The sequence below is a fragment of the Klebsiella sp. KPN54798 genome (assembly GCF_021184225.1).
GTDB lineage: Bacteria > Pseudomonadota > Gammaproteobacteria > Enterobacterales > Enterobacteriaceae > Klebsiella > Klebsiella pneumoniae.
On sequence record NZ_CP089234.1, the window covers coordinates 3909454 to 3923116 of the forward strand.

A 13663-nucleotide genomic window follows, 5' to 3' on the forward strand; every position below is an offset into this window, starting at 1 on the left:
GTTATGTCCCGAATGGCAGAACAGCAGCTTTATATTAATGGTGGTTATACATCGGCCACCAGCGGTCGCACCTTCGAGACCATCAACCCTGCCACTGGCGAGGTGCTGGCGACCGTTCAGGCTGCCGGACGCGAGGATGTCGACCGCGCCGTCGAGAGCGCGCAGCGTGGGCAAAAAATCTGGGCGGCGATGACCGCCATGGAACGCTCGCGTATCCTGCGTCGCGCCGTCGACCTTCTGCGCCAGCGCAACGACGAGCTGGCGCGGCTGGAGACGCTGGATACCGGGAAACCTCTCAGCGAAACCGCCGCCGTCGATATCGTCACCGGCGCCGACGTGCTGGAGTATTACGCCGGATTGATCCCGGCGCTGGAAGGCAGCCAGATCCCGCTGCGCGACAGTTCCTTCGTCTACACCCGTCGCGAACCGCTGGGGGTGGTAGCCGGGATCGGCGCGTGGAACTACCCGATCCAGATCGCCCTGTGGAAATCGGCGCCAGCGCTGGCCGCTGGCAATGCGATGATTTTCAAACCGAGCGAAGTCACCCCGCTGACCGCCCTCAAGCTGGCGGAAATTTACAGCGAAGCGGGCCTGCCGGACGGGGTGTTTAACGTCCTGCCAGGGATCGGCGCGGAAACCGGCCAGTATCTGACCGAGCATCCGGACATCGCCAAAATCTCCTTCACCGGCGGCGTCGCCAGCGGCAAAAAAGTGATGGCCAACTCGGCCGCTTCATCACTGAAAGAGGTCACCATGGAGCTGGGCGGCAAATCGCCGCTGATTATCGCCGATGATGCCGACCTCGACCTCGCCGCCGATATTGCCATGATGGCCAACTTTTACAGCTCCGGCCAGGTGTGCACCAACGGCACCCGGGTATTTGTCCCGGCGAAACGGAAGGCGGAATTCGAGCACAAGATCCTCGAGCGGGTGGCCCGCATCCGCGCCGGCGATCTGTTTGCCGACGACACCAACTTCGGCCCGCTGGTCAGCTTCCCCCACCGCGACAACGTTCTGCGCTATATCGAGAGCGGCAAACGCGAAGGCGCGCGCCTGCTGTGCGGCGGCGAGGCGCTGAAAGGCGACGGTTTCGATAACGGCGCGTGGGTCGCCCCGACAGTGTTTACCGATTGCAGCGACGAGATGACCATCGTGCGCGAAGAGATCTTCGGCCCGGTGATGTCGATCCTCAGCTATGCCGACGAAGCGGAGGTCATTCGCCGCGCCAACGCCACCGAATACGGCCTCGCCGCCGGCGTGGTGACGCCCAACCTCAACCGCGCTCACCGAATTATCCACCAGCTGGAAGCCGGCATCTGCTGGATCAACAGCTGGGGGGAATCCCCGGCGGAAATGCCGGTTGGCGGCTACAAACACTCCGGCATTGGCCGCGAGAACGGCGTGATGACGCTGCAGAGTTACACCCAGGTGAAGTCCATCCAGGTTGAGATGGGTAAATTCCAGTCCATATTTTAACCGGGAGGTTTTTTTGCAATTTGACTACATCATTATTGGTGCCGGCTCCGCCGGCAACGTTCTGGCAACACGACTGACTGAAGATCCAAACACCACCGTCCTGCTGCTGGAAGCCGGCGGCCCTGACTACCGGTTCGATTTCCGCACCCAGATGCCCGCCGCGCTGGCTTATCCGCTGCAGGGCAAGCGCTACAACTGGGCCTACGAGACCGAACCTGAGCCGTACATGAACAATCGCCGCATGGAGTGCGGACGCGGCAAAGGGCTCGGCGGATCCTCGCTGATCAACGGCATGTGCTACATTCGCGGTAACGCGATGGATCTGGATAACTGGGCCAAAGAGCCGGGTCTGGAACACTGGAGCTATCTCGACTGCCTGCCCTACTACCGGAAAGCGGAAACCCGCGATATCGGGCCTAACGACTACCACGGCGGCGATGGCCCGGTGAGCGTGACGACGCCGAAGCCGGGCAATAATCCGCTCTTCGAGGCGATGGTTGAAGCCGGGGTGCAGGCGGGCTATCCGCGTACCGACGATCTCAACGGCTACCAGCAGGAAGGCTTTGGCCCGATGGACCGCACCGTGACGCCGCAGGGCCGTCGCGCCAGCACCGCCCGCGGCTATCTCGACCAGGCGCGCGGTCGCCCGAACCTGACCATCCGCACCCATGCGCTGACCGATCACATTATTTTTGCCGGCAAGCGCGCGGTGGGCGTCGAGTGGCTGGAGGGAGAGAGCACGATCCCGTCAAAAGCGACGGCCAACAAAGAGGTGCTGCTGTGCGCCGGGGCGATTGCCTCGCCGCAGATCCTGCAGCGCTCCGGCGTGGGTAACCCGGAGCTGCTCAGGCAGTTCGATATCCCGGTGGTGCACGATCTCCCCGGCGTGGGTGAGAACCTGCAGGACCATCTGGAGATGTATCTGCAGTACGAGTGCAAAGAGCCGGTATCGCTCTACCCGGCGCTACAGTGGTGGAACCAGCCGAAGATCGGCGCCGAGTGGCTGTTCGGCGGCACCGGCATCGGCGCCAGCAACCAGTTCGAAGCGGGCGGTTTTATCCGCAGCCGCGCAGAATTCGCCTGGCCGAACATTCAGTACCACTTCCTGCCGGTGGCGATTAACTACAATGGCTCCAACGCGGTGAAAGAGCACGGCTTCCAGTGCCACGTCGGCTCAATGCGTTCGCCCAGCCGCGGCCACGTGCGCCTGAAGTCGCGCGACCCGCACGCCCATCCGGCGATCCTGTTTAACTATATGTCCCATGAGCAGGACTGGCAGGAGTTCCGCGACGCCATCCGCATTACCCGGGAGATCATGAACCAGCCGGCGCTGGATAAGTATCGCGGCCGCGAAATCAGTCCGGGAATAGAATGCCAGAGCGATGCCGAACTGGATGAGTTTGTGCGCAACCACGCCGAGACCGCGTTCCACCCGTGCGGGACCTGTAAGATGGGTTACGACGAGATGGCGGTGGTCGATGGCGAGGGCCGCGTCCACGGTCTGGAAGGATTGCGGGTGGTCGACGCCTCGATCATGCCGCAGATCATCACCGGCAACCTCAACGCCACCACCATTATGATCGGCGAGAAGATGGCCGACGCCATTCGCGGCCGCCAGCCGCTGCCGCGCAGCACCGCGACGTATTATGTCGCTGGCGACGCGCCGGTTCGCCGCTAACAGGTCAATGCCGGGCGGCGACTACGCCTTGCCCGGCCTACCCTGAGGCGATGTAACGTAGCCCCGGTAAGCGCAGCGCGACCGGGGTGCCGTTCCGGGTTTTGACCCCATAGGTTGATGTTAGCGAAACGCCTCCAGGCGCTTAATCTGCTGACCGTCGGCAGTAAAGTTCTCCGCCGCCAGCCACGCCCGCAGCGCCGCATCGCGCGCAGGCCACTCGCCGTCGATGATGGACAGCATATCGCTGTCGCGCGTCCGCCCTTTACGCACCAGCCTCTGCCGCAGACGTCCTTCCCAGCTAAAGCCCAGCCGCTCGGCGGCGCGGCGCGAGGCGACATTCATCGAATCGCATTTCCACTCCAGCCGACGATAGCCATGGTCAAAGCCGTTTTTGAGCAGCAGCCAGACCGCTTCGGTACCCAGCGGGGTGTTTTTCATCCGTCGCGACCAGGTGACATGGCCGATCTCAACCGTGCCCATTTCCCGCTCGATCGCCATATAGCTGACGATGCCCACCGCCTGCTCGCTACGCAGGTCAACCACCGCATACGGCACCAGGGCATCATCATTCACCTTGCCCGCGATCCAGTGGGCGGTCGCCGCCACGCTCTCCGGCCGCGTAGACGCCAGCCACGTCCAGTCGCTGTTGTCGCCGAGCGCATAGGCGGCAAACAGATCCGCCGCATGACGGTCAACGTCCAGCGGCTCCAGGCGGCAAAAACGGCCATTTAACGCCGTCCGCCGCAGGACTTGCGCCCCCTGCCAGCCAGGGACCAGGTCGTTCACCTGCTGGCCATACTCATTAATTTCCGGCACACCCACCTCCTCGCAATAGACAATGCGTTATAGCAAGAACCCCGCAGCGGAGAAAGGCGCTTCTGCGCGACCGGCAATAACCTGTCGTTCTTGAATATGCGTTTTTAGCATAAGGATATCCTTATTTTGACTTTACGCCTTATGGCAAGCGGCCTAACGTAGCGAGGCATAAAACAATAAAATAACCATTCTTCAGGGATTGCACATGACCAAAAAACTGTTGCCTTTACTGCTACTGTCGGCGCTCTCCGCCGCCGCGCATGCCGCCACGCCGCCCAACACGCTGGTGGTCGCCCAGGGTCTCGACGATATCGTCAGCCTCGACCCGGCGGAAGCTAACGAACTCTCCAGCATTCAGACGGTCCCCAGCCTCTATCAGCGTCTGGTGCAGCCGGACCGCAACAACCCTGAAAAAATCGTACCGATCCTCGCCGAAAGCTGGCAGGCCGATCCGGCGGCGAAAACCCTGACCATTAAACTGAAGCCGGATGCCAAATTCGCCTCCGGTAATCCGCTGCGCCCGGAAGATGTGATTTTCTCTTACACCCGTGCGGTGACGCTGAATAAATCGCCAGCGTTTATTCTCAACGTGCTCGGCTGGCAGCCGGACAACATCGCCAGCCAGCTGAAAAAGATTGATGACCATACCCTGACGCTGCACTGGACCGCCGACGTCAGCCCGGCGGTGGCGCTGAATATTCTCTCCACCCCCATCGCCTCTATCGTGGATGAAAAACAGGTGGCGCCGAACGCGAAAAATAACGACTTCGGCAACGACTGGCTGAAGATGCACTCGGCGGGCAGCGGGGCCTATAAAATGCGCGTCTACCAGCCGCATCAGGCCATCGTGCTGGAGGCCAACGCCAGCTCCCCCACCGGCGCGCCGAAGATCAAGAGCATCATTATTAAAAACGTCCCCGACCCGGCTTCCCGCCGCCTGCTGATCCAGCAGGGGGATGCCGACGTGGCGCGCGATCTCGGCGCTGACCAGATTGCCGCCCTGCAGGATAAACCCGGCGTGAAGGTGCTGAGCATCCCGTCCGCCGAGCAGAACTACCTGGTGTTTAATACCGCCAACAGCGCCAACCCGCTGCTCAATAACCCGGCCTTCTGGGAGGCGGCGCGCTGGCTGGTTGATTATGAGGGCATCACCAAAAATCTGCTGAAAGGCCAGTACTTTATTCACCAAAGCTTCCTGCCGGCCGGCCTGCCGGGGGCGCTGGAGACTAATCCGTTCACTTTTGACCCGCAAAAAGCTAAGGCTATCCTTGATAAAGCGGGCATTAAGGATGCCCACTTCACCCTCGATGTGGAGAACAAACCGCCGTTTATCACCATCGCCCAATCGCTGCAGGCCAGCTTTGCCCAGGGCGGGGTGAAGGTGGATCTGCTACCCGCCGCCGGCAGCCAGGTCTATGCCCGGGTGCGCGCGAAGCAGCATCAGGCGGCGATCCGCCTGTGGATCCCGGACTACTTTGATGCCCACTCCAATGCCAGCGCCTTTGCCTGGAACGATGGTAAATCCAGCACCGTGGCCGGGCTCAACGGCTGGCAGATCCCTGAGCTGAATAAAGCCACCCTCGCCGCGGTGGCGGAGCCGGACCCGGCGAAACGCCTCGACCTGTACAAAACGATGCAGGAAACCCTGCTCCAGCATTCGCCGTACGTCTTTATTGACCAGGGGAAAACCCAGATCGTGGTGCGTGAAAACGTGAAGGGCTATCAGCAGGGACTGAACGCCGACATGGTCTGGTACGATAACGTGACCAAGTAAGCGGGTTTTGTCACCGGGTACGGCGGCCTTGTCTGCCCGGATGACCGACTCCTCACCCGGGCCCGGTCGGCATCGCGCCGCCGGGTACAATGCTGATATACCAGGAATTTCCATTTTCCATGCCATCGTTTTCCACTCACCTTACCCGCCTGCTGCAGGGGCTGTTTACGCTGCTGCTCACGCTGTTCGGGCTGTTGCTGGTCACCTTCTCGCTCTCCGCGCTGTCGCCCGTCGACCGCGTACTGCAGATCGTCGGCGACCATGCCAGCCAGTCGACCTATGACCAGGTTCGCCATCAGCTGGGTCTCGACCAGCCGCTGCCGGTGCAGTTCTGGCACTACTTGGTCAACCTGGCCCATGGCGATCTTGGCATCGCCAGCGCTACCGGCCAGCCGGTGCTCCACGACCTGCTGGCGGTCTTTCCGGCGACCCTTGAGCTGGCGACCCTGGCGCTGATCGTCGGCGCGGTACTGGGCATCGTCGCCGGGGTGCTGTGCGCCCGTTACGCCGGTTCGCCGTGGGATCTGGCGGTTCGCACCTTTACCCTGTTGGGCAACTCGGTGCCCATTTTCTGGCTCGGCCTGCTGATGCTGGCCCTGTTCTACGCCCGGCTGCAGTGGGCGCCAGGCCCGGGTCGCCTCGACGATATTTATCAGTACACCGTCGAGCCACGCAGCGGTTTTGCGCTGATCGACACCTGGCTCTCCGGCGATACCGCGGCGTTTAAAAATGCGATCGGCCATCTGGCGCTGCCGGTGCTGGTGCTGGCCTATTACTCGCTGGCGAGCATCACCCGCCTGACCCGCTCCGCCTGCCTGAGCGAGATGAACAAAGAGTACATTCTGCTGGCGCGGGCCAAAGGGGCCGGAGAGATGACGATTCTGCTGCGCCACGTCCTGCCCAATATCCGCGGCACTCTGCTGACGGTGACCGCTCTCGCCTGGACCTCCATGCTCGAAGGGGCGGTGCTCACCGAAACCGTCTTCTCGTGGCCGGGGATCGGCCGCTACCTCACCACGGCGCTGTTCGCTGGGGATACCACGGCGATCATGGGCGGCACGCTGCTGATCGGCGTGAGTTTTGTGCTGATCAATAACCTGACCGACCTGCTGGTACGGTTAACCGATCCGAGGGTGCGCTGATGCCGACTTATCTGTTTTTACGCCGCCTGCGCCGCTCACCCGCCGCCTTCAGCGGCCTGACCCTGGTGATCCTGCTGGTGCTGACCGCGCTGTTCGCCCCGTGGCTGGCGCCGCACGATCCCAACTGGCAGGATGCCGCCGCTCGTCTGCAGGGGCCCGGGGCGGGACACTGGCTCGGCACCGACAGCTACGGCCGCGACCTGCTGTCGCGCTTGCTCTACGGCGCCCGCCCGGCGCTGGGTCTGGTGGCGCTGGTGACCGCCATTACCCTGCCCGTCGGGTTGCTGGTAGGTATCCTCTCCGGCTACTATGGCGGGTGGCTGGAGCGGATACTGATGCGCTTTACCGACGTGGTGATGTCGATGCCGCGCCTGATCCTCGCCTTCGCGTTCGTGGCGATGCTCGGCCCGGGGCTGGTCAACGGCGCGCTGGCGTTAGCCCTGACCACCTGGCCGGCCTACGCCCGTCAGGCGCGCAGCGAAATTCAGCGCCTGCGCCATAGCGACTACCTCGCCGCGGCGGAGATGCTGGGCATTCGCGGCGGGCGGCTGCTGGTCGGCCATATTCTGCCGCTGTGTCTGCCGTCGGCGATTGTCCGGCTGGCGCTCGATCTGGCGGGCATTATCCTTGCCGCCGCCGGGCTCGGCTTTCTCGGCCTGGGCGCCCGCCCGCCGATGGCGGAGTGGGGAGCGATGATTGCCGACGGGATGCAGGTGATTTTCGACCAATGGTGGATCGCCGCCATCCCCGGCGCGGCGATCCTGCTCGCCAGCCTGGCGTTTAACCTGCTGGGCGATGGCCTGCGCGATATTCTGGAGCCGCAACATGACTGACATCCGACTGACCGTCCAGGGACTCGCCGTCGACTATCCCACCGCCCGGGTGGTGGACAACGTCAGCTTCACCCTCGGCAACGAGCGGCTGGCGCTGGTGGGCGAATCCGGCTCCGGCAAATCGATGACCGCCCGGGCGCTGATGGGCCTGGTGCGCAAGCCCGGGGTGGTGAGCGCTGAACGGCTGGAGGTGCTGGGGCGCGATGTGCTGACCCTCAGCGCCCGCGGCTGGCGCGCGCTGCGCGGCAACGATATCGCCATGGTGCTGCAGGACCCGCGCTATGCGCTGAATCCGGTGCAGTCCATTCAGACGCAGTTGGAGGAGGCGTTAACCCTGCATCAGCGTCTGAGCCGCCGCGCGCGCGCCGAGGCGGTCAAAGACGCCATCGCCGCCGTCGGTCTGGATCTGCCGGTCCTCAGCCGCTATCCCGGCGAACTCTCCGGCGGGATGGGACAGCGGGTGATGATCGCCCTCGCGCTGCTCAATAACCCGAAGGTGCTGATAGCCGACGAGCCGACCTCGGCCCTCGACGCCCGCCTGCGCAACCAGATCCTCGAGCTGCTGGTGGAGCAGTGTGCGCAGCGGCAGATGGCCATGTTACTGATCAGCCACGATCTACCGCTGGTGGCCGCGCATTGCGATCGCGTGCTGGTGATGTACCAGGGGAGACAGGTCGACGAGATGCCGGCGCGGGCGCTGCCGAGCGCGACGCACCCTTACACCCGCACCCTGTGGACCTGCCGGCCAAATGCCCACACCTACGGCCAGATGCTGCCGACCCTCGACAGAACCCAGGACTTTACGGAGACAGCCCATGGCGATCGTTAATCTTCAGGATTTACAGGTTACATTCGGCGCGAAGACGGCGGTCTCCGCCGCCAGTTTCCGTGTCGACGCCGGGGAAACCTTCAGCCTGATCGGCGCCTCGGGCTGCGGCAAATCGACGATTTTGCGCGTGCTGGCCGGATTGCAGCGTGAATGGTGCGGCAGCGTGGATCTGCTCGGCCAGGCCATTATGCCGGGCGCCCGCTTTCAGGGCGATCTGCGGCGCAACGTGCAGATGGTGTTTCAGGATCCGTATGCCTCGCTGCATCCCAACCATACTCTGTGGCGCACCCTGGCGGAGCCGCTGCAGATCCACGGCATCCGCGACGTTACCCCGCGAGTGACCACCGCCCTTGAGCAGGTGGGTCTGGCCGCCGACGCCGTGCGCCGCTATCCGCATCAGCTCTCCGGCGGCCAACGGCAGCGCGTGGCCATTGCCCGCGCCCTGCTGCTGCGCCCGCAGATCCTGCTGCTGGATGAGCCGACCTCGGCGCTGGATATGTCGGTGCAGGCGGAAATCCTTAATCTACTTAATCGTCTGAAACAGGAGCACGGCATGACCTATCTGCTGGTCAGCCATGATGCCGACGTCATCGCCCATATGTCCGATCGGGCGGCGTTTATGGCGGAGGGCGTGATCCAGCGCTTTTTCGATCGCGAAGCGTTGGTCAACGGAGAGCACCGGATGAGGTGAGGTCAGCGGATGTGCGGTTGTTTTGTCGGGTGGCGCTTCGCTTACCCGACCTACAGGATCCACTCACAGGCTCACACCCCGTAGGCCCGTGCAAGCGCATGGACTGCACCCCAAAAGTTGGACACCCAACTGAGTAAGGTGCAATTTTATGGCTAAACCAAAGTATTCCCCTGAAACAAAACTGGCTGTGGTTAATCATTATTTGTCCGGTAAAGACGGAGAACAGAGTACAGCCGACCTTTTTGGTATTGAAAGAACATCTGTCCGTCGCTGGGTCAGGGCATGGCAGTTCCACGGTGCAGAAGGCCTGACTGCAAAAAATAATCATTATTCCGATGAATTTAAACTCGTGGTCGTCCGGGCGGTTATCAGTGACCGCCTGACGATGCGTGAAGCGGCTGCCCGGTTTAATCTCTCCGCAGAAATACTTGTCCGGCGCTGGCTCGACGTGTACAACGATGCCGGAGCGGAAGGTCTTTTAAACATGCAATGCGGACGGCCCGGACAAATGACAAAGCCAAAAAATATCCCACCACTGACAGATAAAGAGCTGGAAAAACTCTCCCCCGAAGAGCTCAGGGCCGAACTGCGTTATCTGCGGGCAGAGAATGCCTATCTAAAAAAGTTGAAAGCCTTGGTTCAGAGCGAAAAAAATGGCAAAAAGCCCTGATAATCAGTGAACTAAGGCATGAACACGCTCTGCGGGACCTTCTGCGGGCGGCCGGTATGTCCCGTAGCACGTGGTATTACAATATGAATGCACTGAAGCAAGGGGACAGGTATGCGGGTCTTAAAGAGAACATCAGGAAGATATACCACTATCACAAAGGTCGTTATGGCTACCGCAGGATCACGCTCGCACTGAGAAAACAGGGGCTGCGGATAAACCATAAAACAGTGCAGCGGCTGATGGCAGAACTGTCACTCCGGTCTGTGATAAGGGCGAAAAAATATCGTGCCTGGAAAGGGAGAACGGGCGAGGCCGCGCCCAATATCCTGAGCCGGAACTTCGGTGCGTCAAAAGCCAACGAAAAATGGGTAACAGATGTGACAGAGTTCCCGGTACAGGGAAAAAAGCTTTACCTGTCGTCAGTTCTCGATCTGTTTAACCGGGAGGTTATCGCCTACAGCCTGTCGGAAAGGCCGGTGATGGAGATGGTGAATACGATGCTGGACGGTGCGTTCCCGAAGCTCAGACCGGGAGATGCTCCGCTGCTGCACTCGGATCAGGGCTGGCATTACAGGATGAGGAGCTATCAGGAACGTTTAAAGGCGCATGGGATGACGCAGAGTATGTCGCGTAAAGGAAACTGCCTGGATAATGCAGTGATGGAAAACTTCTTCGGGACCCTGAAATCGGAGTGTTTTTATCTGAGGGAGTTCAGGAGTGTCAGTGCGCTAAGAAAAGCCGTAGAGGACTATATCCATTACTACAACAACGAGCGGATAAGCCTGAAATTAAAAGGCCTGAGTCCGGTAGAGTACCGAACCCAGGCTCTGAGAGCCGCTTAATATGAACCATCCAACTTTATGGGGTCAGTCCAGCAGCGCCGCCGGGCAAGATATCAGGCACGGTATCCTTGATTTCGCCGGGTGGCGGCTGCGCCTTACCCGGCCTACAGCCCCAAATCACCACTGGCGCTGGGGCTGCTGAAACTGCCGGGGCTGGCGGCCTCAACATCGCTGAGACGTTCCCGGAAGGCCGGGGCAGCCCGCATGGATGCGGGCTGAGGGCCGTGTTTTGCACGGACGCTGCCTCGGCCCGACCCGAAGCCTGCAGGGATAAGTCGAAGGCACCGCGCAGCGGCGATGTTGCTGGCCGGAGCCCGGGGGTACAGGGGGCGGCGGCGACTGGCCGCCCCCTGTGCGCTCCCTGCGCCATGAGTGACATAACGCAGAAGAAATATTGGGAGCGCAATCTGCCCGGAATTAACACAGAAGCTGTAGCCCTGCCAGACGCAGCGCGAACAGGGAAATATTCAGTTGTGACGTTATTTCGCCGGGTGGCGGCTGCGCCTTACCCGGCCTACAGGATCCACTCACAGGCTCACACCCCGTAGGCCCGGCAAGCGCGCCGCCGGGCAACAGTATCCGGCCCCCTCCCCTACTTCGCCAGACTGGCAAAGCGAGCAAAGACCGCATCAAAAATCGCCAGCCCTTGCGCCACCTGCTCAGCAGTAATGGTGCACGGCGGGACCACGTGAATGCGGTTCTCCACCACAAAGGCCAGCAGCCCGGCTTCGGTCAGGGCCCCTTTGATCGCGGCCATGTCGGCGGCGGTCAGCGGCGTTTTTTGTTCACGGCTGCTCACCAGCTCCAGCGCCTGGAACAGGCCGCGACCGCGCACCTCGCCGATAATGGCGTGCTTCTCCGCCAGCGCCTCGAGACCGGGGCGCAGCACCTCGTTGCCGATAGAGGCCGCGTTCTCAACCACCTTCTCCTCTTTCATCGCGTCGATGGTGGCGACAATCGCCGCCATCGCCAGCGGATGGCCGGAGTAGGTCAGCCCCCCGGCAAAGAAGTGGTCGTCAAAGTAGCGGGCAATCGGCTCGCTAATCAGCACCCCGCCCGCCGGCACGTAGCCGGCGTTAACCCCCTTGGCAAAGGTCACCAGATCCGGCACCACGCCATCCTGCTCGAAGGCGAACCAGCTGCCGGTGCGGCCAAAGCCGGCCATCACCTCATCGAGGATCAGCACGATGCCAAACTCGTTGGTCAGGGCGCGCACGCCCTGCATATAGCCTGCCGGCGGCACGAGGATCCCGGCGGTGCCGGGGATGGACTCCAGCAGGATCGCCGCGATGGCCGTCGGCCCCTCGCATTCAATGATCCGCCGCAGATGCGCCAGCGCGCGCTGGCACTCCTCTTCCTCAGTCGCGGCGTTGAACTCGCTGCGGTAAAGGTAGGGGTTGAAGAAGTGAACGTGGCCGCGGGAGAACTCATTCGGCACCCGGCGCCAGTCGCCGGTAGCGGCGATCGCGCTGCCGGTATTGCCATGATAGGAACGATAGGCCGACAGCACCTTGTCGCGCCCGGTATAGAGCCGCGCCATACGAATCGCGTTCTCATTGGCATCCGCCCCGGCGTTAGTGAAGAACACCTTACTGAAGCCCGCCGGCGCCAGGTCGACGATGCGCTTCGCCGCTTCGCCGCGGGCAAGGTTGGCGGTGGCGGGCGCGATGGTGACCAGGGTCTCCAGCTGCGCCTTCATGGCCGCCAGTACCCGAGGGTGCTGATAGCCAATGTTGACGTTCACCAGCTGGCTGCTGAAATCGAGCCAGGTGTTCCCCTCATAATCCCATAGCTCGCAGCCTTGCGCCCCGGCGATGACCAGCGGGTTGAGATTGCCCTGCATCGACCATGAATGAAACACATAGGCGCGATCTAATTGCCGAACTTCGTCATTGCTTACCGCGACCTCGTTGTGAATTGCCAGCTTCATACCCTGCCCTCTCTCATGTCGTAGTGGTTGGCTTCATCATTGGCCTTGGCCGCGCAAATCGGATAGAGCCAGTGCGCGCATAACGATGTGACACGGTGTCACATCCCTGCCCGTCGTCTGGCCCTGTGCCTTGTCGTCCGGCGTTTTTATAGTGAAGGGACAACCGCACAGGAGAATGAGATGGCAACGAGCAACGTAGTGTTTATCACCGGGGCGACCTCGGGTTTTGGCGAAGCGGCAGCGCAGGTGTTTGCCGACGCGGGCTGGTCGCTGGTGCTGAGCGGGCGCCGCTATCCGCGACTGAAGGCCTTGCAGGACAGACTCGCCGCCAGGGTGCCGGTGCATATTATTGAGCTTGACGTTCGTGACAGCGAGGCGGTGGCTGCCGCCGTGGCGTCGCTGCCCGCCGATTTCGCCGATATCACCACCCTGATCAACAACGCCGGGCTGGCGCTGTCGCCGCTGCCGGCGCAGGAGGTGGCGCTGGAGGACTGGAAAACGATGATCGACACCAACGTCACCGGTCTGGTGACAGTCACTCACGCCCTGCTGCCGACGCTGATCCGCCATGGCGCCGGGGCGAGTATTATCAATATCGGCTCGATCGCCGGGCAGTGGCCCTATCCCGGCAGCCATGTGTATGGCGCCAGCAAGGCGTTTGTGAAGCAGTTCAGCTATAACCTGCGCTGCGATCTGCTTGGCACCGGCGTGCGGGTCACCGATCTGGCGCCGGGGATTGCCGAGACCGAATTCACCCTGGTGCGTACCAAAGGCGACCAGGCGGCATCGGATAAGCTCTATCGCGGCACCACGCCGCTGAGCGCGCACGATATCGCCGAGCAGATGTTTTATATCGCCACGTTGCCGGCGCATATGAACATTAACCGGGTGGAGGTGATGCCGGTGCGTCAGGCGTGGCAGCCGTTCGCTATCGACCGGGATTAAGCGAAACCCGACACATCCCCTGTCGGCGATACCGGCA

General features: G+C 62.0%; 11 protein-coding genes. 9 read left to right on the forward strand and 2 right to left on the reverse strand.

Annotated features, from left to right (window positions below):
* The first annotated feature begins 3 nt into the window (after nt 1–3).
* Nucleotides 4–1476: a betaine-aldehyde dehydrogenase gene (gene betB / locus LPQ25_RS18870; protein WP_004178943.1), complete on the forward strand. Its 1473-nt coding sequence runs from the start codon at nt 4–6 to the stop codon at nt 1474–1476.
* Between the two features lie 13 nt (nt 1477–1489).
* Nucleotides 1490–3154: a choline dehydrogenase gene (gene betA / locus LPQ25_RS18875; RefSeq protein WP_004142489.1), complete on the forward strand. Its 1665-nt coding sequence runs from the start codon at nt 1490–1492 to the stop codon at nt 3152–3154.
* 120 nt (nt 3155–3274) lie between these two features.
* Here the strand turns inward: betA and LPQ25_RS18880 are convergent, their stop codons facing one another.
* Nucleotides 3275–3970 (reverse strand): GNAT family N-acetyltransferase, encoded by a 696-nt coding sequence (locus LPQ25_RS18880; RefSeq protein ID WP_002893466.1) that lies wholly within the window; start codon nt 3968–3970, stop codon nt 3275–3277.
* A 205-nt stretch (nt 3971–4175) separates the two neighbouring features.
* Here LPQ25_RS18880 and LPQ25_RS18885 point away from each other — a divergent pair, with 205 nt between their 5' ends.
* From LPQ25_RS18885 to LPQ25_RS18910, 6 genes are all read left to right on the forward strand, one after another.
* Nucleotides 4176–5744: an ABC transporter substrate-binding protein gene (locus LPQ25_RS18885; protein ID WP_004210927.1), complete on the forward strand. Its 1569-nt coding sequence runs from the start codon at nt 4176–4178 to the stop codon at nt 5742–5744.
* A 119-nt stretch (nt 5745–5863) separates the two neighbouring features.
* Nucleotides 5864–6886, forward strand: a complete 1023-nt coding sequence (locus LPQ25_RS18890) for an ABC transporter permease (protein ID WP_004176937.1) — start codon at nt 5864–5866, stop codon at nt 6884–6886.
* On the forward strand, nt 6886–7719 hold the full coding sequence (locus tag LPQ25_RS18895) for an ABC transporter permease (RefSeq protein WP_004142505.1): 834 nt from the start codon (nt 6886–6888) through the stop codon (nt 7717–7719). Before LPQ25_RS18890 ends, LPQ25_RS18895 begins: the two co-directional genes overlap by 1 nt.
* The gene (locus tag LPQ25_RS18900; protein WP_004147499.1) at nt 7712–8548 is read left to right on the forward strand and encodes an ABC transporter ATP-binding protein; all 837 of its coding nucleotides are present in this window, start codon (nt 7712–7714) and stop codon (nt 8546–8548) included. The genes LPQ25_RS18895 and LPQ25_RS18900 overlap by 8 nt, the downstream gene beginning before the upstream one ends.
* Nucleotides 8535–9239, forward strand: a complete 705-nt coding sequence (locus tag LPQ25_RS18905; protein WP_012737607.1) for an ABC transporter ATP-binding protein — start codon at nt 8535–8537, stop codon at nt 9237–9239. Before LPQ25_RS18900 ends, LPQ25_RS18905 begins: the two co-directional genes overlap by 14 nt.
* Before the next feature lie 148 nt (nt 9240–9387).
* Nucleotides 9388–10751 (forward strand): IS3-like element ISKpn1 family transposase gene (locus LPQ25_RS18910; protein ID WP_085955203.1). Its coding sequence is split into 2 segments (ribosomal slippage): nt 9388–9856 and nt 9856–10751, totalling 1365 coding nucleotides; the frame shifts between segments, so codons are not numbered across the junction.
* 592 nt (nt 10752–11343) lie between these two features.
* Here the strand turns inward: LPQ25_RS18910 and LPQ25_RS18915 are convergent.
* A complete protein-coding gene (locus LPQ25_RS18915; protein WP_012737606.1) occupies nt 11344–12681 on the reverse strand; it encodes an aspartate aminotransferase family protein in 1338 nt (445 codons plus the stop codon).
* 180 nt (nt 12682–12861) lie between these two features.
* On the opposite strand from LPQ25_RS18915, the gene LPQ25_RS18920 reads away from it, so the two are divergent.
* Nucleotides 12862–13626, forward strand: coding sequence for an SDR family NAD(P)-dependent oxidoreductase (locus tag LPQ25_RS18920; protein WP_004178931.1), 765 nt, complete (start codon nt 12862–12864; stop codon nt 13624–13626).
* Nucleotides 13627–13663: the final 37 nt, after the last annotated feature.

What these genes read in the sequence shown, in the direction of transcription:
- betB (WP_004178943.1), top strand. Translation starts at nt 4, where the DNA reads ATGTCCCGAATGGCAGAACAGCAGCTTTATATTAATGGTGGTTATACA.
- LPQ25_RS18885 (WP_004210927.1), top strand. Translation starts at nt 4,176, where the DNA reads ATGACCAAAAAACTGTTGCCTTTACTGCTACTGTCGGCGCTCTCCGCC.
- LPQ25_RS18890 (WP_004176937.1), top strand. Translation starts at nt 5,864, where the DNA reads ATGCCATCGTTTTCCACTCACCTTACCCGCCTGCTGCAGGGGCTGTTT.
- LPQ25_RS18895 (WP_004142505.1), top strand. Translation starts at nt 6,886, where the DNA reads ATGCCGACTTATCTGTTTTTACGCCGCCTGCGCCGCTCACCCGCCGCC.
- LPQ25_RS18900 (WP_004147499.1), top strand. Translation starts at nt 7,712, where the DNA reads ATGACTGACATCCGACTGACCGTCCAGGGACTCGCCGTCGACTATCCC.
- LPQ25_RS18905 (WP_012737607.1), top strand. Translation starts at nt 8,535, where the DNA reads ATGGCGATCGTTAATCTTCAGGATTTACAGGTTACATTCGGCGCGAAG.
- LPQ25_RS18915 (WP_012737606.1), bottom strand. Translation starts at nt 12,681, where the DNA reads ATGAAGCTGGCAATTCACAACGAGGTCGCGGTAAGCAATGACGAAGTT.
- LPQ25_RS18920 (WP_004178931.1), top strand. Translation starts at nt 12,862, where the DNA reads ATGGCAACGAGCAACGTAGTGTTTATCACCGGGGCGACCTCGGGTTTT.